Here is a 21422-nt window from a genome sequence, read left to right as displayed (position 1 = left end):
TTCTAATTCCAACGGTATTTATTCATACTATTCTTTTTCCAAAACCAGAAAATGAGAGCTCCAGTTATAGCACCACCAACGTGAGCAACATAACCAATGTTACTCTGACCTAATAATGGTGTTCCCGTAAGTAATGCTGAAATAAAATCTGAACCTATCAATCCAACTACCAAATACTTTACTTTCAAGCGAATGGGAGGAAATATCATCTGTAGTTCTCTATTGGGATACATTAAACCTAAAACAGCCAAAATACCAGTAATAGAACCAGAAGCACCAACTAAAGTCGTATTATAATTTCCAACTAAATGCTTCAGTTCATTCTGACTTAATACTTCCTGCCAACTCAGGGCATACTTACGTTCTTTTATTAATTCAAAAACTTCAACTTTACTAAAACCTGCATTCAACAAATCATTTAGTGCCATTTGAAACTGAATAAAATCAATAAGATATGTTAATAACAATCCTCCTAAACCTGCAGAAATAAATAAAAATAAGAATCGCTTTGAACCCAATCCCATTTCAACAATTGGACCAATAAAAAATAGCATTAGCATATTGCTGAAAATATGATTCTGGTCACCGTGCATAAACATGTGGGTCAAGGGCTGCCATAACTTGAAGTTATCATTCAAAGGAAAAAATGCAGAAAACCATTCATATAATGGATAACTATTTCCTAATAGTTGTACACCTACAAAAATCAGTATATTGATAATAAGCAAATGCTTAACACTATCTGTTAATCTAAATCCAATCATGACATAAATTTCTTTTCAATATCATCAACACTTAACGTGATAAACGTGGTTTTATTTGTTGGTGACACCGATGGTTCTTTACAAGCAAACAAACTATTAAGTATATGCTCTTGTTCTTCTGAATTTAAAGTCTGACCTGTTTTTATAGCCAAACTTTTTGCCATAGATTTTGCCAATAAATCCGAAGCACTAAAATTTTGGTCTGGCACATCATTTTCTACATCACTTATCAATTGTTCTAAAACAATAGACACCTCACTCTCCGGAACACCTACAGGAACTCCAGTAATAATGACCTGTTCTTCCTTAACTTCAGAAAATTCAAAGCCAGCAAACTCTAAATCGGATTGCAATTGCTTAATAATTTGGACATCAGCTATTGAAAAACCAATATTTATGGGAAATAACAGTTGCTGCGTTGTGGCTTCTTTTGAGGTTAATTGTTTTAATAAGTTCTCATACAAAATACGTTGATGCGCACGATTTTGATCTATAATTAGCATCCCAGATTTTATGGTACTTACAATATATTTTTGACGGAGTTGATAGGTTGTTTTCTCCTGCTCAACGTCTTCTGTCTTAAAAATAGAGGCCGTCTCAGGATGGCTCTCAAAGGTAACTTCGGCAAAATCATTTTGAACCTTATTCCCTTTAGATTCTAAACCAACATACAAACTCTCCCAGTTTGCAGCAGGTGCTTTAGTATATTGTCTTTGCTGCCCGTGTCTAATCGACGAAGGCGCTACAGTTCTTTCATTGGCAAAAGGATTAAACGTACTGTCAACTTCTATAGTTGGTGTTTTGCCTGCTTTATCTTTATAATCGTATGGTGTGTCTAAATTTGTGTTGCTTTCAAAATCTAGAACTGGCGCAATATTAAATTGCCCTAAACTGTGCTTAACTGATGAACGCAAGATGGCATAAAGCGTATGTTCATCATCAAATTTGATTTCAGTTTTTGTTGGGTGAATATTAATATCAATAGTTTTAGGGTCAACCGTTAAGTTTAGAAAATAACTAGGATGATAACCCTCTTTTAGCAAACCTTCAAACGCTGCATTAATCGCATGATTTAAATATGGACTTTTTACAAAACGATGGTTCACAAAAAAGAATTGTTCTGACTTTGTTTTTTTAGAAAACTCAGGTTTACCAACAAAGCCAGAAACTTTTAATACTTCTGTTTCTTCTTCAACTGGGACTAACTTCTCATTTGTTTTAGTTCCAAAAACATTAACCACTCGTTGTCTATAGTTACTCGATTGAAGACTAAACAATTCACTGCCGTTATGGTACATCGAAAAACCAATATTTGGATGTGCCAAAGCCACACGATGAAACTCGTCAGAGACATGTCTCAACTCTACAGTATTTGACTTCAAGAAATTTCGTCTTGCAGGAATATTAAAAAATAAATTTTTTACAGAAACCGATGTACCTTTTGGTGTTACAACGACTTCTTGCGACTTTACTGTACTTCCTTCTATAAGAATATGTGTGCCTAACTCATCACGGTCTTGTTTGGTTTTTAACTCAACATGAGCAATGGCAGCAATACTTGCTAAAGCCTCACCACGAAACCCTTTTGTATGTAATTGAAATAAATCTTCTGCAGACCTAATTTTTGAAGTGGCATGGCGCTCAAAAGACAAACGCGCATCAGTTACACTCATGCCCTTTCCGTTATCTATGACTTGAACCAATGTTTTGCCAGCATCTTTTAAGATGAGTTTTATTTCTGAAGCATTAGCATCTATAGCATTCTCTAATAATTCTTTGACGACTGAAGCTGGACGCTGTACGACTTCACCAGCAGCGATTTGATTAGCTACATGGTCTGGTAATAGTTGAATGATGTCTGACATTAGCTCTTGAAGAAAATAGATAAATCAAAATCAATAATAAACAAGAATATCAAAATAAGCACAGCTACAATAATAAATACACGCTTATTTACAGATTCGTCTCTATTTTTGTAATCGTCTAAAGCTGCATTAAACTTAGCTTTTAAGCCTTTTGGAGGGTTTACTGTTGTACGATAGTCATCAAATTTATGCTTTAACTCATAAGGACTTCCTTCGCCTTTATAATATCGTGGTGTATAATTATACCTTTTATTCTTTCTCGTCTTAAGTAATCCCATAATCAATTCTTATTTCATATATCCATTAAGAATATACATTAGTACAATGACAGCTATTAACATAACAAACATTACTGGCAAAGTAGAAAAAACTCGACCTCTGCGCTTTGAATCTCGCCTAACTTCTTCCCATTTGGTTTCAAAATTTTTTTCCTCTTTAAGTTCTTCAGAATTTTGAAACCGTGGCTTATAGTTAAACTTTCTATTCTTTCGTTGTTTAAACAAACTTGTCTAGAGTTACTGTGATTAGTATCAAAAATACTTAAAATACAAGCAAATTGATGATTGCAACTCCTAAAAATTGTTAACAAAAAGCCTGCCAAAAGAAGATTAGCTGACAGAAATGGAATTTACAAGAATTCTAAATTATTAATACCCAATACGCATTCCCAATCCGTTGGAATCTTTGCGTAGTTGTGCCATTTTTATAGCGGCTATGGCGGCTTCAGTCCCTTTATTGCCATGTTTGCCTCCCGAGCGGTCAATAGATTGCTGCATATTATTATCTGTGAGTACGCAGAAAATAACAGGAACATCACTAATAACATTCAAATCCTTAATGCCTTGAGTAACACCATCGCAAACAAAATCAAAATGCTTGGTCTCGCCTTGTATAACAGAACCAATAGCAATAACGACATCTACATTTTGGTGTTGCATTTTTTTGCATCCATAGATCAATTCGTAACTCCCAGGGACATTCCAACGTGTAATATGTTTATCTAAAGCACCGCAATCTTTAAGTGCTTCAAGAGCGCCTTTATAAAGCCCTTCAGTAATGGTGTCATTCCATTCTGAAACAACAATCCCAAACCGAAAGTCTTTCGCGTTTGGGATTGTAGCTTTATCGTAGTTAGATAAATTTTTATTTTCAGTAGCCATATCTATAAGCTTGCTGATGCTTTTCCTATAAGTACATCAATGTCTTTAGCCTCATTAGATTTTGAAAACTCTGTTTTCACTCGATTCAAATAATCTAATGCTTTTTGATATTCGCCTAAATCCATAGCCACAATTGCAGCTTTCTTTAAGTACAACGGTGTTGTATAATCGTTTGCATTAACCTTAATCGCTTTTTCATAATACTCTAAACCATCCTTAGATTGGTTTAACTGTACAAAAGCATCGCCAATACCACCTTTAGAAATCGCAGATAAGATAAGGTCATCACTTGAGAAATCACTTAAGTGCTTTATGGCCTCATCGTATTTTTTCATGTTAAGGTAAGCCATACCTGCATAATAGTTAGCAAGGTTTCCTGCTGGCGTACTGCCATACTCTTCTATAATATCTAGCATCCCATATTTTCCTTCGCCACCTTCTAATGATAATGTAAATAACGAATCTTTATCTGTAGCGTTAATAGCTTCATCAAAATAACTCTGCGCTTTAGACATCTCATTCATTGCATCTTTAGCATTTGGCTCAGCGATAAACTTATTATAACCCATGTATGCTAAAATCACTACAGCTACAACACCAACGATTCCATAGATAATGTTTTGGTTTTTAATCACCCATTCTTCAGTTTTGGAAGCAGACTCATCTAAGGTATTAAATACCTCAGCTGTTGTTGAATCTTGTTCTATTTCCTCAACCTTTTCTTTCTTGGTTTTTGGTTTGTATCCTCTTTTCTTATATGTTGCCATGACTTCGTATTTGTGCGAGGGCAAAAATAAAATTTTTATTGGTAAATAAAAGCCTATTTATTTGTTATTTTTCAATAATTTGCAGCCGCTTTACATCTTAAGCTAAAGCTTTTAAATACTACGCTTACAACAAATTTTATGTTTCTAAACCGACTCTCTTTAGTCAATTACAAGAATTTTGAAAGTTCTACTTTCGATTTTGATACTAAAATTAACTGTTTTGTGGGATCAAACGGTATCGGAAAAACAAATGCTTTAGATGCCATTTATCATTTGGCCTTTGGTAAAAGTTATTTTAACCCTGTAGCGACGCAAAACATCAGACATGGTGAAGAATTTTTTGTTGTTGATGGGCAATTTGAGAAGAATGAGCGTGACGAAAAAATTATAGTTTCTCTTAAAAAAGGACAGAAAAAAGTCATTAAACGTAACGGCAAAGCCTACGAAAAATTTAGTGAGCATATTGGCTTTATTCCACTCGTCATCATTTCTCCTGCAGATCGCGATTTAATCTCCGAAGGTAGTGATGTGCGTCGCAAGTTTGTAGACAGCGTTATCTCGCAAAGTGATAAAGCTTATTTAGCAGACTTAATTAAATACAACAAAGTCTTATCCCAACGTAATGCTTTATTAAAATATTTTGCGGCCAATAACACCTACAATGCAGATACTTTAGACGTCTATAACGAGCAATTAAAAACCTTTGGACAACCTGTTTTTAAAAAGAGAGTGGCTTTTCTAGAGACGTTTATCCCCATTTTTAAAGAACGGTATGCCACCATAAGTAATAGTCATGAAACTGTAAATTTGGTCTACAAAAGTGATTTGTTTGAATCTGACCTGGCAGAATTACTACAAAGCAATCTCGCCAAAGACCGTGCAATACAATACACCAGTGTGGGCATACATAAAGATGATTTATTATTTAAAATTGATGACTACCCAATTAAAAAATTTGGTAGCCAAGGCCAGCAAAAATCCTTTTTAATTGCATTAAAATTAGCACAGTTCGATTTTATAAAGCAGCAAAGTGGTGTGCCGCCTATTCTACTTTTAGATGATATTTTTGATAAATTAGACGAAAATCGTGTGGCACAAATCATAAGCATGGTAGATGACGCCCATTTTGGACAAATATTTATTAGCGACACCCATGCAGAGCGTACAGAAAATGTTGTCAAACAGATACACCAATCGTATAAAATTATAAAGTTATGAGACGTTATTTAGTTTTATCAGTTTTTGCATTTTTAATGTCTTGCGCTCAGAATCCAGAATCTATTTTAGAACATGTTAATGGCTATTGGGAAATTGAAGAAGTGGTTTTTACTGATGGCAATAAAAAGGAATACAAGTACAACGACACCATAGATTATATTAGGATTAATGACAGCTTACAAGGCTTTAGAAAAAAGCTGAAACCAGGTTTTAACTCCAAATACGTGACCTCAAAAGATGCTGAAGGCATTACTGTAAAAATTGAAAACGATAGCTTAAATTTTTATTACAAAACACCTTACGCGAGTTGGAAAGAAACGGTTTTAAGCGCAGATGAGAATAGTCTTAAGGTTATTAATGACAGAGCAACCATCTATCTTTACAAACGCTATCAACCTATTGAATTGGATTTAGAATAAACATGGCAAAACGCAATAACGATAATCAATCTATAGAAGACGTCCTCAAAGAGTTTGTGGTCACTAACAATCTACAAAGTGGTTTAGACAAGGTTAATGTGCGCGAAGCTTGGGCAAAACTTATGGGTAATGGCGTTAATAATTATACCACTGCTATAGAGCTCAAACACGACACACTATATGTACAATTAAGCTCTAGTGTGTTGCGAGAAGAATTAAGTTATGGTAAAGAAAAAATTATTGCCATGCTTAACGATGCTATTGGTAAAGAGGTGATTAAATCTTTGATGCTTAGGTAATACTTTTAAATACAAAAAACGCCCGTTAATTACGGGCGTTTTCTATATCAATTCCCTTATAGGGACAAGTTATTATTTCTAAATTTCCAGAGTTTTAATCTGTCCTATTTTTGAAGAACATCATCCTAACTGCCCAATTCATTTCTCCCTAACCTTTCTCTTTAACATAGCATGATACATTATAATTAAGTAACCCGCATTTTGAAAATCTATATTTTTGTATATGGAATCTTGCAATAATCTTATCGATTTATCTGAATTCCCTTCTAAATCATAAACCATGGCTAAGTATAAATAAACCCTAGGAACTGTTGAGTTTAATTCTAAGGATTTTTCTAAATCCTCTTTTGAATTATTAATATCTCCTTTTCCTAAATAGATTAACCCTCTCTCAATAAGCTTAAAAGCATTATTAGGATCTTTGCTTATTTGATTTGTTAGCGAGTCAAGATTTTTTTGATGACTATGTTTGACTAAATTCGTATGCATTTCTTCAAAAAGATTTATTGAGAATTTATAATAACTGTCACAGTCATTAATTATACTTTTGTGAATATTCTCCATTAATTTTCCTGCATAATCTGAACCCATTAAATAGGCTTTATCATTATTTATGTCAGATGAATCAACTTTTTTTAAGAACATATCATTAACATCATCTTTGATTTCTTCATAAGCAGATATAAAACATTCTTTAATTATATCTAAATCTAAATCATTAGCATCATAGTTCTTGTCAAAACATTTGCACAATTCCTTAGAGAATTTTATCTCAACCTCTTGAGCATTAATAGGGATGGTGATTAAAAACAAAAAAAGAATAAAATATTTCATCAAATTATTTTGAGTAGAAATTTTACAACTATTATTGGTATAATTTAATTTAATCATGAACAATTTTTATAATAAGTTTGGTTTTGAATTCCCCCATGAGTTTAAATGTTTTACGTTTATCTTTCTAAGATAATGATAACATTTATAATTAAAAAACGCCCGTATTATTACGAGCGTTTATTTAATTGTTATGCCTATAAATTAATTCATTAACTAGTTAGTACTATTATTTTCCATTGATTTGTATATTAGTCAAAATTAAAAAAATGAAAAAAGTCATTCTTGCATTTTTTATTTTATGTCCATGGTTGTTTTTGGCTCAAAATTATTTAGAAGGAAAGAGGTTATACTGTGAGTCAAAAAGTCCAGAGGCTTTAAGACTTTTTAATATTGGTATCAAAACGCTCAATTTAAATAAATCATTAGAAAAAAAATATTTAAAAAAAACTTCTGAAGTTTTTCTAAATGCTTATAAAGCAGATTCTACATTTTGCGATGCTATGTTTTTTGCAGGTTACAGTTTGAGATTGATGAATGATGAATATGCAACTGTTTGTTATTACATGGCTGACAGTTTATCTAATAATAAGTCTATTGAATTTAAAATAAATTTAGCTGCTGAAGCTATGAAGTTTGGGAATAATGAAGGTTTCCAGCTAGCTAGGAAGAAGTATATAGAGACTATTAAATATTTTCCCGAAAGCCCAGAAGGCTACTATGGATTGGCTTTGACTTCTACTATATTTAAAGATTTGGAAGAAGGTTTAGAAAACTTAAATATAGCAATAAAAAGATATAATGAATTAGGACTAAAAATAAACGAAGACTTATTTTTCCTTAAAGGAACTCTATTAACATTAAATGGAAATTACTTAGCGGGATTGGAATATCTTGAGAAAAGTTCTTCTTTTAAAGACAACGAAAATTATAAGATTTATTATTCTCTGTGTTTGCTAAAAACTTCTGAAGTAAAAGAAGATAAAATCATGAGACGAAAGGCTAAAAGAGTTTACAATAAAATAGTAGATAAAAATAAAATACCAGAAGATATAAGATTACTTCTGGTATTTTAGAATAATTGTGTTTTTATAATACAATATTTTATTCCCATTTTTTAATTAGGGGAGACTTGTATTTCTTTTGAGCTAAACTGAATATCTCTAATAATAATATTTTCTCTTTTTAAACTATCCAAAATATGTTTTGGCAAACTGTTTTCAATATCCTTCTTATTAACTAGATAATGGAGTCTCAATCTGTAGATATTATTTTTATACATTGGTAGAGCCGTGTTATAATCAAGAATATTATTATAGTCTATAGGAATTGGTAAACTTAGATTAGCTTTAATGGTTATAGTCTCACCTGGGTTCAATATCTCAAAATTTTTAAGTCTTTTTTCGTCATCAAAATTATTATAAATGGTATTTTCAATTGCAGAATTTAATTTTTGAAATTGCTCCTTATATTTTTTGATGTCATTATGAGGAATAGTTCCATTATTAATCCAATGTAATGAGCCTGTCCAACTCAATTTTCTTCCTAATGAATCTTTAACTTCAAAATAAATATCAGAGTCGAACTTTTCGGAATAGGTATCGAGTTCATCCTTATATGCTTGATTAATAATTGTTTTCCTATTGACTAGGAAAATTTTGTTTTCAGTTTTATTTTTAATCTTAAACTCAATTTCATTTAATGACTTTTTCCAATCAGTCTCACTTAAATATCTTGAATAAACACTCTGTATAGTATCTATACGAGTTAACTCTTTTCCTTTAGGTTTATTGAAAATTGCAGAATAAAACAGCTTTTTGTCAACTAATTCTACTTCTATTTCTTCAGAATTACAACTAACTATTAAACAGCTCGCAAGTAATACAATAAATTTGGTCTTTATCATTTTCATATTTAATATCCTAAATGTACCTTACGAAGGTTCAAAGCTTTAAGATAATCTATGGAGTTGTCCATTCTTGCACCAGTCTGAATGTTAGCTTTTTCGTAAGCTCTTATTTCCCCTAAAGCCCAAGTAATTCTTGCCGCTCTATTATCACTTCTACTACCTCTGAAATCATAATTTAAAGAACCTCCGTTAGCTAAGTAGCTATTATGATAACCACCGCTCATCATATCTTGAGCATGAATGAATTCATGAAACATTGTTTGAGCCAAACCTTTTACTGTATTGAAAGCACTTAAATCAAAGTTTATTCCTATTTCTGTATATGTATCAGGATGAGCATAATCACCACCTCCATATCTTTGCGTACCTACAGCATAAGTGATAGCTTTTGTAGATGTATCTGTATTTATGATATCAAAGTTTATGTTTTTATCAAAATTATCAAACATTTTGGTTAGTGTTGGAACGTTATCTTTCATATCAATCAAAGTCTTTTTCGTTGCTGGCAAAGAATTATCAAGATTGTCTTTTCCGTAAGCTTTCTCTAACTCATTATTAAAAATAGCTTGGAGTATTTTTATATTATTTTCAACTTTTGCTTCACCACTTTTGCTTAATGTAAAATCCATAGAGTAGCTATCAACAGCCCCAGAAACTTGACTGGCTTTAGCTGTTCTTCCGTAGCCTAGATTAACCACTTGCTCAAAGTCTCCACTATCTAACTTTGATATCTCGGTACCTCCAACAGGCATCATACCATCTGGATCCATAAAATAAATCGGATTATTAAAAGCATAGTTATACGGACTATGGCGCCTCATTTGCTCAGCCAAAGGGTCAATATTCATCCAACGCCCCAAAGCTGCATCATAATTACGAGCCGTAATATCTATCCAACCAAGGCTTAAACCATCATCTTGCTCTTCTTTGCCACCAAAACCATATGGGTGGTCGCTTACTACAAACCCATTATACCCTTTATGTTTTAAGCCAAATGGATAGTAATTATTTTCTTCTTGTATTTGCAGGTTAATACTAGATGCAGTGCCTACATTTTTATAGTTAAGACGTATATTACCTACATGGTCTGCGTACTGGTATACATACTCGTAATTAGAACCATTTTTTTCTACAAAGCCTTCTGGTTGTGAAAAGTATTTAAGCATCTCACCACCACTGGTTTGGGTTTCGTATATGTAATTACCAGCGTAAGTCACCGTTTTTGGATTTGGACCTCCAGATACTATCTTTTTTAATTTAATACCTGTAGCATCGTAAATATAGGTAATACTCCCTACACCTAAAAATACATCTGTTGGTAAGTTAAGATGGTTGTATAATATACCATTACCACCAATTACGGTTTCTATATTTTTATTTAAGTCTTTTACTAGATTACCGTTGGCGTCATAAAAATATTCATTGGTTGCTATTTCCCCATTGTTAAAGCCTTTATCAAAGCCTGTACCACTTCCATCTTCTACAGCTTTAAGACGGTTACTATCATCATAATACGTATAGACTAGGTCATCTATAGTTCCAAAATTAGAGCTATTGTCTACACGTTGTCCAATGCGCTTTAAACTCATAATGTTTCCATTTTTATCATAGGTAATACCTGATACATTATAATTTCCGGTGTTATCTGTAGCTCCAATTAATCGGTTGAGTGCATCATAAGTATAGCTATACATACTACTTATAGGGTTACTTCCTGGGTTTACAGATGTACTGGTCCATAAGGTCTGGCTTACGTTACCATTGTATAATGGAGTAACGTTACTACCAGATGCATTGTTATAATTAATCTGGAAACCAAACAAATCACCACTCCCAAGAGTAATGGTAGCATTATTGCGGTTTTCGTTATTAATACCTAATAACCAACCTCTTACATTATAAGTGTAATTTACATCTTGTAAACGCTGTGCTCCAACACCGCCACCAACACCTTTGGATTCTAATTGCCCCAGCTCATCATAAATATTCTCTACAATAACTTCAGCAGGTTGACTATCTATGGTTTGTTCATGGTTTTTTAAACGGTTCATATGATCATAGACAAAACTATCTACAGTAGTTATCGTTGATTGATTGGTTTTGCTATGTACAGTTGTAGATGTGGTAACATTTCCTGTAAAATCTAAGGTAGATTCAACAACATCTGTGGTTTGTAAATAGGGATTATTACTTTTTATAATGATTGGTCGACCCTTAAGGTCATAACCCGTCACCGTAGTTATCCACTGTGCAGGAGATACATCTAAAACTCGCACTTTACTTCCTGTTGCTAAACTCTTAGTTAATCGTTGTGTATTTGAGGCATTGTTGTAATTAATCACCGCTTGCCCATCTACAGATGCAGGTAAGGTGAGTCCTGTAGGTATATCAAAACCATAGTTGTCATAATAGTTAATAGTATGTAACTCTAAGATGTTATTTGTTGGATAAGCCCCATTATTATAAAAAATGGTTGTTCCTGCAATAGTTGTTGAAGAACTCATTTTATTGACGTACTGTGTTGAAGCGGTATCTGCCTCAGCTTGCAAATCACTACGTGATATATTACGATCCATAATGCCTGTATAAGCCACACGTCCAAAAGCATCATATTTGGTAAATAACCACTGATTAAGTCCATCTAATCGCGCGTCTTGACTAAGTATTGGTTGATCTAATTTGTTATACACAACAGACTCCCAACCTTTACCTGGTAGTTTCTTCTCGACTAGTCGATTACGTTTATCGTATTTGTATTGGTAGCCTAAACCGTCCATTATGGGCGTTGTAATACTCGAACTGGTGTCTATTTTTGGTGGTAAGACATACGTCAAGTTTCCATGATCATCATAAACATAATACGTATCGTGTTTTAATTCTGCTTCATTAGTTGTAATGCTTCCATCATTATTAAGATCAGAATCGCTGTATATTCGTTTTAGTATAACTCGACCTTCCGTATCTTTAAATTCTTCTACCGTATGATTTTTACTATTTGTACTTGCTATATGGTTTTCATCTTTGACGATGGTTTTAAACACCTGTCCTTCGTTATAAAAGCCATTGTCATCTAATTGTGTATTGTAGATATCATTTACAGGATCATAGGCTAAAGTGACTTCGTAGCGCTTAACTTCATTGTTAGCGTTAGTTAGATAACTGGTTTCTACTTCATGATCACTACCCATAGCCCAATCGTTACCAGGTGCAGCTAACTTAAGCACACGATTCAATGGTGAGGCTTCAAAATCATTTTCTGTAAATGGGTTGGTTGTATTCTCATACTTTGTTGTATTGTAAAACGATTGTGTAGCACTTAATGCATTAGATACTATTGCTCCACCATTATTACTTTGTGCATAAGGCAGAAACTCTTTTTGTGCCCTGCCATATTGATCGTACTCAACATGAGTGACAATATCCTCATAGTTCCCACCTGCTCGTATGGCATTAGATTGCTTGGCACGCCCTAAACCGTCATAATAGGTTACCGATTCTATTTTCTCCAAATTGTCTAAAGTAGCCACATTAGTAGTAGCTACTAAAGGCGCAATGGTATGTACATAATTTTCGTTAGAAATATTAGTATTGACAGGAGTGCCTCCACCGCCACTATTAGTCCCAATAGTAACATTTAGATTCAAAACAGCTTGTCCTCTACGTTCAAAAATAACTTGTTGCGTAGGACCTGTAGTCCATGTTATTTGTGCATAATAGGTCAAAGTTGCAGGGTCAGTCCATTGTGATACCACTGTACCACCTCCAGATACAGACCAAAACGTTCTGTACAAAAAGCCATCATTGTAGCTATAGGTATGCGTGCTATTAGGCGTCACCGATGTTGGTCCGTTGATAGACTGTGATAGGCCTACAGTTGTAAACGCCAAAAATAAAACACAGATAAGATGACGCTTTAAGTTTACTGTATGTATAAAATTGTAAGTCATAATTTCTGGTTTTATTGGTAGCTAATACTACTGATGTTAAACAAAATCTCACTTGCTGATGTGCTTGATGCATCAGTAGTATTTTCATTCATGGTTAAGGACAAATCATCACTATCTCCTATAATCCTTATAGTTTCTGAATAATCATTCGATGTCACCACAAAACTGATATCACCATTAGACGTTGCGCTATCCCATGAGCCCGATGTCTCAACAATAGCAAATTGAGCGGTCATACTATTTGTGTTAGTAGTTTGTGTCCATGTGATGGTATTTCCCGTTTTTGAAAATGTAGAACTGACATTTACAGCATCACCATTGATAGTAGATTGACTACACTGAATCGTGAAATCTGGCATGCTGTTACTTTGCACTAAGACTGTTTGAGTATTAGTAAGTAGATATAGACTCACTAATAAGATATATATCGTTTTCATTGTTGTTATGCTTTTATATTAATACTCATTGATGTAGTGATACGTGTTCTCCCCAACAATATTACCGTCGGCATCTTTAACACGTTTGAGTCTATTAAAGTCATCGTACTCGTAGGTCATGATATAACCTTTATCATCAGATGTACTAATGACACCTTTTAACGGATCGTAATTAAATACAGAAATCATAGCATCGGGAAATAAACCCCTAAGTGCACTTTCTTGAGATGGGCTAAAGTTGCCATTTACGGTCTTATATGAATTTGGAATACTATTATAAGCGACATTGCTTAGCTGAGCTATTGGTCTGGTCCTATTCTGCCCCCAGAGATAGCTTATTCTTGAGCCGTCTGTTTTACTTACATCAAGGATATTTCCATGGGTGTCATAATCATGAAATTGAATACGGGATATCGCACCTTGATTGGCTTTTTCAACTTTGATTTCTTTTAGAGCTACCAAATCCGTGTGGAACTCATCATAAATATTGTGAGTCTCATTTATCTTTTCTTGAGTGGCGTGTTGGAGTGTTTCATTTCTATAAACTTGAGTTTCCAAAACAGTATTAACCATATTGAGGTCTCTCATTTTACTACGTATATGACTTGGTGTAGTATTTAAAGTAGCACCAACTGGGTAGTAGTATTTAGTCAATATACGTTCTGTGGACCCACCTTTATCATAAGACGCTTCTTCATAACTTACTTGAAAGTTCTCAATGTTGTACGAGTAAACTTGTTTGGTTTTCTTAGTTCTTGTAACTCCACCATCATAGAAATAGTCTGTGGTATAAACTTCTTTTGGTCGTGCCCAGCCAGATTTAAAGACTGTGGCATGGTTTAATAAATCCCATGGATCGCAAACTTGATAGCTTGGTGAACCTTCACCTGGTGGATCACAGCTTGTAACTTGGCCATCTTGAATATTTGTAGTGTAAGACGTCCACCAATCGTAAAACGGAAACCATGGACAATGTTGAGATTTAGAAATTAACCGAGAAGTGAATAGTGTGTTTTCCGTAAAGTCGTATTTAAGTGTATTGGTATCATCATAGTGTGATACTTCTTGAAGTATATTGCCATCTTCTCGATACACACGTTTTTTGGTTAACAACCCTCTTTTATAATCCAAGTTTGGTGCTGGATAAGGGTTAGGCATATCAAACACATTGGCAGGACTTGGAGACTCAAAAGCCGATGTGTGGTTGTATATAGTATAACCATTTCCTGTTTCTGATACTTTAACCGATCTATAACCCACATATTCCCCTTGACTTAGTTGTGCTCTATTACCGCGCTCCATAACATCGTAAGTCACATAACCATCACCATTTTCTAAGTTGACATAGTTTTGAGATAAAGTATAATTACGTGTTAAGCGATCAAGCTCTGCGTCAATGACACCTGAGGATTTCAGGTTATTCTGCTCATCTTCGTAATAATAGTTTGTGGTTTTAGCAGTAGTATTAGGTGTGTCTTTAAAGCTTACAGACTTTATCCGTACACCACCACCAATCATTTCTTCTCTTGGCTGAAGGGATTGTTCTAAATAAGTTACTCTATAATCTCCTGCTATCTGGTATGTCGCAAAATTAATATTGTCCCATGGGGTAAGTGCCATAGTGTACGTGCCTGGTGGAAGATTTTTTACGACTTGACATTGTATATCTAACTCAAGTACGGCAAAACTCTGTTGAGGCGTTCCCTGGTAGATCATTATTCTATGATCTTGCAGATATTGACTTGGTGTAGCAGTTACCCACGAGGATATATAAATATCTTGTGTAAAGCCTATTGTAAAAGTGTCTATAGGTACAGTAGGCGCAGATGTACCCGTATGATTATAAATAAAATCATCTGTGAATTGAGATTGCAAACTGGAATTTCGTGGATTAACAATATAATCATCAAGACCAATAGCTTGGTTACCTTCATATGAATAGGTATGATGCTCAAAATCAAATGATTTAACTCCTCCTGATGGATATGTGATTGAGGAGAGCAAACCTGTTTTTATAATATCATCTGAATATGTGGTTGGGGTTGCTCCATTACAATTTACGGAAGCAAAATCAATACCACTATAATAGCCCCAATTATCTTGATCATTGGAATTAAATCCAGGCAAGTTTTCTTTACTATTGTAGTCTAAGATATAGTCATGATTCGTACTACCTGCTGTTTCTGTGAGTTTGGTTAGCCATAGTCTACTACGTGGAGATGTCAAACTGTTATCTACTGTTGTCTCATAAGTTAGGCTGTAGCTTTTATTAATTGCGTTATTAGCATTTTTAATATGCACGGTATTAAGCTTACCACCTCCTGTTTCTGGGTGCGTGTTATCAGAAATAAGTTCAACTGAAGTCCCATCTTTAAAAGTTACACTGGATAGTTTCTTAGTCCATGACGTATTATATAGCCATGATAATGTACCGAAAGGCTTTAATTTAGCACTTGTACAAGGCTCTCCTAAATCACTTAACGAGAAACTTGTATTACCTAATAATGAAGTGACTCTATTTATAGTATGGGTTACTGAAACCGTATAGTTCTCATATCGATCTGCGTAAGCAAAGCTTGCAAGTGTAATACCATTAGGAGTCTTAATGGAGCTAATATGCCAGGCAGAGTTTATCTGAATGATTTCAGGTAAGTTATCCAAAGTAATATCGTAAGTAGTATCTGTACCCTGAGCTTTAGACCCAAAAGCAGTTTCCGATGAAGACCGCTCAACGGTATTAAATTCATAGATGTAACCCTTTGTGTCTCTTATGGTAAAAGCACTGATTTCTTTAGTGGAATTATCCATAGTAAACTCAATATCTAAAGCTTGACCCTGAGAAATTAATTTTGGAACAAAAACATGATTCTCTTTTACAATAACAAATCGTCCTGTAATGCCCATAAAGTTAAATTGATACAAATCAACGTCTGAATCATATTTATTTAGACTTGTCCCTACTGCTTTATAATTAAATTCTTCTTTTTCTATTGGTGTGAGATTATTATAATTCCAATACTCATCTAAATGAAAGACACCAGTTTTTATCCCAGAATAACCATTTGAGTTTATCAGCAAATCATCTGGGACATCTCGAACTGTTCTTGAAATTGACCCACCTGCAATCAAGTTCCACCCTGTACCTGTCCAACTAGAATAATTGTTTATTTTGATACCTTGGGTATTATAGCTTAAAGCCATATTAAAATCTAAATCACCATTCAGAGATTTTGAATGTAGTGGAATAGAAATGTTAGGTTGCCCAGTGTAATGACTTACTGGGATTTCTTCAAACTGCATCAAATTGGATACAGTGGGCGAGGCTGGCATTACTTCTGGGAGCTCTTGAGCATTTAAACTTATAGTAAAAATGCATACAAGCCATTGTAAAAAGCGATTTAATAGTGTTTTCATTTGCTTAAAATTTTATAATTACACATCAAATAAGGAAGGCGGTTTCATCCACTTAAATGATTCATAAAACTAGATGAGAAAGGCTTAAATGCATTGAGGGCTTTCCTTAATATTTCTGTGGTAAATCCTTAATTCTGTTAATAATTAAATCATTAGTTTCGCTATTTTTAAATAAATGGATATACTTATTAAACCTGTAAATAGGTGACATTTCTCTAAAGTAGAATTCTAGCTACAAAACAATTGTTTATTACAATTGGTCTTCTTACTTTAGTTCTATGACAGAGGAAGCTATTGAAAAAGAAAATGCTGCAATTGCAAAAGCTTACAAAGAGTTACTTAAAGTAAGCTATCAGACCTTGAGTCGTGAGGATAAAAAATTAATCCGTCATGCTTTTGATGTTGCTGTTGATGCGCATAAAGACCAGAGAAGAAAGTCAGGTGAAGCCTACATCTTCCATCCAATAGCTGTGGCCAAAATAGTAGCTCAAGAAATTGGTCTAGACGCAACAAGTATTGCCGCTGCCCTACTTCACGATGTTGTAGAAGACAATCCTAATTATACCATCGCTGATATGGAACGTCTTTTTGGTGAAACTGTTGCGCGTATTGTAGATGGCTTAACTAAAATTTCGTCTTTAAAAAAGGATATGGATGTCTCTTTACAGGCAGAGAATTTTAGGAAAATGTTATTGACCTTAAATGAAGATGTCCGAGTTATTATCATAAAAATTGCTGACCGTTTGCATAATATGCAAACCATGGATTCTATGCGAGATGATAAGCAAGTAAAAATCGCATCTGAGACACTATACATTTACGCACCTCTTGCCCATCGTATTGGACTCTATAACATTAAAACTGAGCTTGAAGACCTGGGCTTAAAATATACCCAGCCAGAAATATACAATGATATCTTAAGTAAAATTGAAGACAGTAAAGAAGAGCAATCTGCCTACATAAAAGATTTCTCTAAAGTCATAAAAGATTCCTTAGATAAAGAGGGCCTTGAATACGAGATTAAAGGACGTCCAAAATCCATCTTTAGCATACGTCGTAAAATGGTAAAACAAGGCGTCTCTTTTGATGAAGTTTACGATAAATTTGCGGTAAGAATTATATACAAATCAGATATTCCAAATGAAAAATTTCTAGCTTGGAAAATCTATTCAATTGTAACCGATCATTTCACACCAAACCCAATCAGGTTGCGTGATTGGATTTCATCCCCAAAATCAACAGGTTACGAAGCCTTGCATATTACCGTAGTTGGTCCTAAAAGTCGCTGGGTAGAAGTACAAATTCGAAGTGAACGTATGAATGAAATAGCAGAAAAAGGCTATGCTGCGCACTACAAGTACAAAAACCAAAACGAAAAAGAAGACAGCCTTGATCTTTGGATAAACCGTCTTCAAGAAACCTTGCAAAGTAACGAAACAGATGCTGTAGATTTTGTAGAACAGTTTAAGCTTAATTTATATTCTAAAGAGATTTTTGTTTTTTCGCCAAAAGGTGATTTAAAATCATTGCCAAAAGGTGCTACACCATTAGACTTTGCATTTAGCATTCATACTGAAGTTGGAATGAAAACTCGAGGTGCCAAAGTCAATGGAAAATTAGTACCGCTAAGTTACGAGCTTAAAAGTGGTGATCGTGTAGAAATTCTGACTTCTGAAAATTCAAAACCTAATAGTAATTGGTTGGACTACTCCACTACGGCTAGAGCCAGAAGTAAAATTAAATCTTATCTCAATGCTGACAAAAAAGAAATGGCAGAAGAAGGCAAGGAAATTTTGCGCAGAAAGCTAAAACAATTAAAAATTACGCTTAATGAAAAGTCGGTTAATGAGCTTGTAAATCATTTTAAGCTCAATACTTCATTGGATTTATTTTATCGTGTTGGTCTCGGAACAATAGATAATACAATGCTTAAAGGTTATGCCGCATCTCGCAGTAATGCCTTTGTGAGTTACATAAAAAATAAAATACGAAAGCCAGACATTCCAAAAGATATTGACAAAGATGAGATTACTTCTAAGTACGATATGCTTGTTTTTGGTAAAGAAGAAGAAAAACTTGACTACACATTAGCTAAGTGTTGTACACCAATCCCTGGAGATAAAGTTTTTGGTTTTTTAACCATTAACGATGGCATTAAGGTTCATAAAAAGAATTGCCCAAATGCAGTGAGTCTTCAGTCCAATTACGCCTACAGAATTATGTCAGCTAGATGGATTGATTCGTCACAGCAAGAATATACTTCGCAGATTGTACTCTCTGGCTTAGATGATTTAGGCTTGGTAAATGATATTACAAAAGTCATTTCAGCCAACATGCATGTCAATATGAAAAGTCTAAATTTTTCTAGCGATGACGGGATTTTCTCAGGAAAAATTACAGTTGTTGTTAAAAACAAAACCATGCTTAAAAAGCTGATTGAAAATCTTAAAAAAATCAATGGTATTGACAAAGTTACAAGAGTGTAACTATCAAATTTCAATAACTTTACACCCCTTGAAAACTTGTTGATTTCTTTTACTTTTTAGTTAAACTTTAGCGTTCAAATAGTACAAATTTGTTTAAATTTACACCTTATTATGAATGCAAAAAAAGAAGAAACTAGTCAAGAGATTGTAAAACGCGTTTTTACTCAGTTCTTAGAAGAAAACGGCCATAGAAAAACGCCTGAGCGTTATGCCATCCTTCAAGAGATATATGATAGTGAAGAGCATTTTGACATTGAGTCCCTTTATATCAAAATGAAAAACAAAAACTATCGTGTCAGTCGTGCTACGCTTTACAATACGATTGAGTTGCTATTAGAATGTGCTCTTGTTCGTAAGCACCAGTTTGGACAGAATCAAGCACATTACGAAAAGTCATACTTTGACAAGCAACACGATCATGTTATTTTAACAGATACTGGTGAGGTTATAGAATTTTGTGACCCACGTATTCAATCCATAAAAAAAACCATAGAAGAAGTATTTGATATCGAAATCAATAACCACTCACTTTATTTCTATGGCAACAGAAAAAACAACACTAACTAATTTTTTATAATGGCAGTAGATTTACTACTAGGTTTACAATGGGGTGACGAAGGCAAAGGAAAAATTGTCGATGTACTCACCTCAAAATACGATATTATTGCACGTTTTCAAGGTGGACCAAATGCTGGTCATACACTTGTTTTTAATAACCGAAAACACGTACTACATACTATTCCTTCAGGGATTTTTCACGACAATACTGTGAATTTAGTTGGTAATGGCGTAGTTATCGACCCTGTGATTTTCAAAAAAGAATTAGACAAGTTGGATGAGCAAGATGTAAATTATAAAAAATCTTTACTTATCTCAAGAAAAGCACATATCATCTTACCAACACATCGCTTATTAGATGCCGCTAGTGAAACTGCTAAAGGAAAAGCTAAAATTGGTTCGACTTTAAAAGGCATTGGTCCTACATATATGGACAAAACCGGAAGAAATGGTATTCGTGTTGGAGATATTGAATTAGCGGATTGGAAGAACAAATACAGAGCTTTAGCAGATAAGCATCAGGCTATGATTGATTTCTACAATGTAGATATTCAATATGATTTGGACGAGCTAGAAGCAGAGTTTTTTAGTGCTATCGAAACATTAAAGTCTTTAAAATTTATTGACTCCGAAGAATATGTACATCAAGCTCAAGCATCAGAAAAAACGATTCTAGCTGAAGGTGCTCAAGGCTCTTTATTAGATATTGATTTTGGAACGTATCCTTTTGTGACCTCATCTAATACTACTGCAGCAGGTGCATGTACAGGTTTGGGTGTGGCGCCAAACCAAATTGGTAAAGTTTATGGTATTTTTAAAGCCTATACAACACGTGTTGGTTCTGGCCCATTTCCAACAGAGTTATTTGATAAAGACGGGGAAACTATGGGACGTGTTGGTCATGAGTTTGGCGCTACCACAGGTCGCCCAAGACGTTGTGGCTGGTTAGATTTGGTAGCCTTACGCTATGCTTGTCAAGTCAATGGCGTTACCGAGTTAATTATGATGAAAGGCGATGTACTTTCTGGTTTTAAAACTTTAAAAGTATGTACAGCATACAAGTATAAAGGTGAAGAAATCACACATTTACCTTACAATATTGAAGACCAGAATGTAACCCCAGTTTATACTGAAATTAAAGGTTGGGATGCTGATTTAACAGGAATGACAGAAGCTTCACAATTACCAGAAGCATTAAACGGCTATGTAGAATTTTTAGAAAAAGAATTAAACATCCCTATTACTGTAGTTTCAGTTGGACCAGATAGAAAGCAGACAATTCGCAGGAAATAAGGCATAAACTTTGCATTATTGCTGTTAAAAAAACTGTTAATCGATACTAAAGCAA

At 34.1% G+C, this 21422-nt stretch carries 18 protein-coding genes; 7 read left to right on the top strand and 11 right to left on the bottom strand.

The annotated features are described in order from the left end of the window. Window positions 1–2 precede the first annotated feature (2 nt). The 6 genes from IEV10_RS07415 to IEV10_RS07390 form a co-directional block, all read right to left on the bottom strand. A complete protein-coding gene (locus IEV10_RS07415; RefSeq protein WP_229719623.1) occupies window positions 3–764 on the bottom strand; it encodes a rhomboid family intramembrane serine protease in 762 nt (253 codons plus the stop codon). Further along, window positions 761–2629 carry a DNA mismatch repair endonuclease MutL gene (mutL, locus tag IEV10_RS07410; protein WP_188374041.1) on the bottom strand — a complete coding sequence of 623 codons (1869 nt, stop codon included), beginning with the start codon at window positions 2627–2629 and terminating at the stop codon, window positions 761–763. The genes IEV10_RS07415 and mutL overlap by 4 nt, the downstream gene beginning before the upstream one ends. Beyond that, window positions 2629–2907 (bottom strand): riboflavin synthase subunit beta, encoded by a 279-nt coding sequence (locus tag IEV10_RS07405; RefSeq protein WP_188374040.1) that lies wholly within the window; start codon window positions 2905–2907, stop codon window positions 2629–2631. The genes mutL and IEV10_RS07405 overlap by 1 nt, the downstream gene beginning before the upstream one ends. Before the next feature lie 9 nt (window positions 2908–2916). Beyond that, entirely contained in the window at window positions 2917–3132 is a 216-nt protein-coding gene (locus IEV10_RS07400) for a hypothetical protein (RefSeq protein ID WP_188374039.1), read from the bottom strand. Window positions 3133–3276: 144 nt separating this feature from the next. Further along, a complete protein-coding gene (ribH, locus tag IEV10_RS07395) occupies window positions 3277–3789 on the bottom strand; it encodes a 6,7-dimethyl-8-ribityllumazine synthase (protein ID WP_188374038.1) in 513 nt (170 codons plus the stop codon). 2 nt (window positions 3790–3791) lie between these two features. After that, entirely contained in the window at window positions 3792–4556 is a 765-nt protein-coding gene (locus IEV10_RS07390; RefSeq protein WP_188374037.1) for a tetratricopeptide repeat protein, read from the bottom strand. 138 nt (window positions 4557–4694) lie between these two features. Between IEV10_RS07390 and recF the strand changes: the two genes are divergently transcribed. Genes recF through IEV10_RS07375 form a run of 3 tightly spaced genes read left to right on the top strand, consistent with a single transcriptional unit; the run spans window position 4695 to window position 6492 of the window. Beyond that, the gene (recF, locus tag IEV10_RS07385; RefSeq protein WP_188374036.1) at window positions 4695–5774 is read left to right on the top strand and encodes a DNA replication/repair protein RecF; all 1080 of its coding nucleotides are present in this window, start codon (window positions 4695–4697) and stop codon (window positions 5772–5774) included. Continuing rightward, the gene (locus IEV10_RS07380; protein WP_188374035.1) at window positions 5771–6193 is read left to right on the top strand and encodes a lipocalin family protein; all 423 of its coding nucleotides are present in this window, start codon (window positions 5771–5773) and stop codon (window positions 6191–6193) included. The genes recF and IEV10_RS07380 overlap by 4 nt, the downstream gene beginning before the upstream one ends. Before the next feature lie 2 nt (window positions 6194–6195). Continuing rightward, complete coding sequence (locus IEV10_RS07375; protein ID WP_188374034.1) at window positions 6196–6492, top strand: DciA family protein; 297 nt, start codon at window positions 6196–6198, stop codon at window positions 6490–6492. Window positions 6493–6630: 138 nt separating this feature from the next. Here the strand turns inward: IEV10_RS07375 and IEV10_RS07370 are convergent, their stop codons facing one another. Continuing rightward, entirely contained in the window at window positions 6631–7383 is a 753-nt protein-coding gene (locus tag IEV10_RS07370; protein ID WP_188374033.1) for a tetratricopeptide repeat protein, read from the bottom strand. Between the two features lie 209 nt (window positions 7384–7592). On the opposite strand from IEV10_RS07370, the gene IEV10_RS07365 reads away from it, so the two are divergent. Then, window positions 7593–8399, top strand: coding sequence for a tetratricopeptide repeat protein (locus IEV10_RS07365; RefSeq protein WP_188374032.1), 807 nt, complete (start codon window positions 7593–7595; stop codon window positions 8397–8399). A 41-nt stretch (window positions 8400–8440) separates the two neighbouring features. Here IEV10_RS07365 and IEV10_RS07360 read toward each other — a convergent pair whose 3' ends face one another. Genes IEV10_RS07360 through IEV10_RS07345 form a run of 4 tightly spaced genes read right to left on the bottom strand, consistent with a single transcriptional unit; the run spans window position 8441 to window position 17030 of the window. Beyond that, on the bottom strand, window positions 8441–9229 hold the full coding sequence (locus tag IEV10_RS07360) for a hypothetical protein (RefSeq protein WP_188374031.1): 789 nt from the start codon (window positions 9227–9229) through the stop codon (window positions 8441–8443). Between the two features lie 8 nt (window positions 9230–9237). After that, on the bottom strand, window positions 9238–13179 hold the full coding sequence (locus tag IEV10_RS07355; RefSeq protein ID WP_188374030.1) for a DUF6443 domain-containing protein: 3942 nt from the start codon (window positions 13177–13179) through the stop codon (window positions 9238–9240). An 11-nt stretch (window positions 13180–13190) separates the two neighbouring features. Beyond that, the gene (locus tag IEV10_RS07350) at window positions 13191–13616 is read right to left on the bottom strand and encodes a hypothetical protein (RefSeq protein WP_188374029.1); all 426 of its coding nucleotides are present in this window, start codon (window positions 13614–13616) and stop codon (window positions 13191–13193) included. 18 nt (window positions 13617–13634) lie between these two features. Beyond that, window positions 13635–17030 carry an RHS repeat domain-containing protein gene (locus IEV10_RS07345; RefSeq protein ID WP_188374028.1) on the bottom strand — a complete coding sequence of 1132 codons (3396 nt, stop codon included), beginning with the start codon at window positions 17028–17030 and terminating at the stop codon, window positions 13635–13637. Window positions 17031–17308: 278 nt separating this feature from the next. Here IEV10_RS07345 and IEV10_RS07340 point away from each other — a divergent pair, with 278 nt between their 5' ends. The 3 genes from IEV10_RS07340 to IEV10_RS07330 all read left to right on the top strand — a co-directional run bounded on the left by IEV10_RS07340 (window position 17309) and on the right by IEV10_RS07330 (window position 21367). After that, window positions 17309–19516 (top strand): RelA/SpoT family protein, encoded by a 2208-nt coding sequence (locus tag IEV10_RS07340; protein ID WP_188374027.1) that lies wholly within the window; start codon window positions 17309–17311, stop codon window positions 19514–19516. A 111-nt stretch (window positions 19517–19627) separates the two neighbouring features. Beyond that, window positions 19628–20083 carry a Fur family transcriptional regulator gene (locus IEV10_RS07335; protein ID WP_188374026.1) on the top strand — a complete coding sequence of 152 codons (456 nt, stop codon included), beginning with the start codon at window positions 19628–19630 and terminating at the stop codon, window positions 20081–20083. 9 nt (window positions 20084–20092) lie between these two features. Continuing rightward, complete coding sequence (locus tag IEV10_RS07330; RefSeq protein ID WP_188374025.1) at window positions 20093–21367, top strand: adenylosuccinate synthase; 1275 nt, start codon at window positions 20093–20095, stop codon at window positions 21365–21367. Window positions 21368–21422 lie beyond the last annotated feature (55 nt).

Source organism: Winogradskyella haliclonae (assembly GCF_014635865.1).
GTDB classification, from domain to species: domain Bacteria; phylum Bacteroidota; class Bacteroidia; order Flavobacteriales; family Flavobacteriaceae; genus Winogradskyella; species Winogradskyella haliclonae.
The sequence above is the reverse complement of the archived record's forward strand: the minus strand, read 5'-3'. Positions and strand labels throughout refer to the sequence as shown.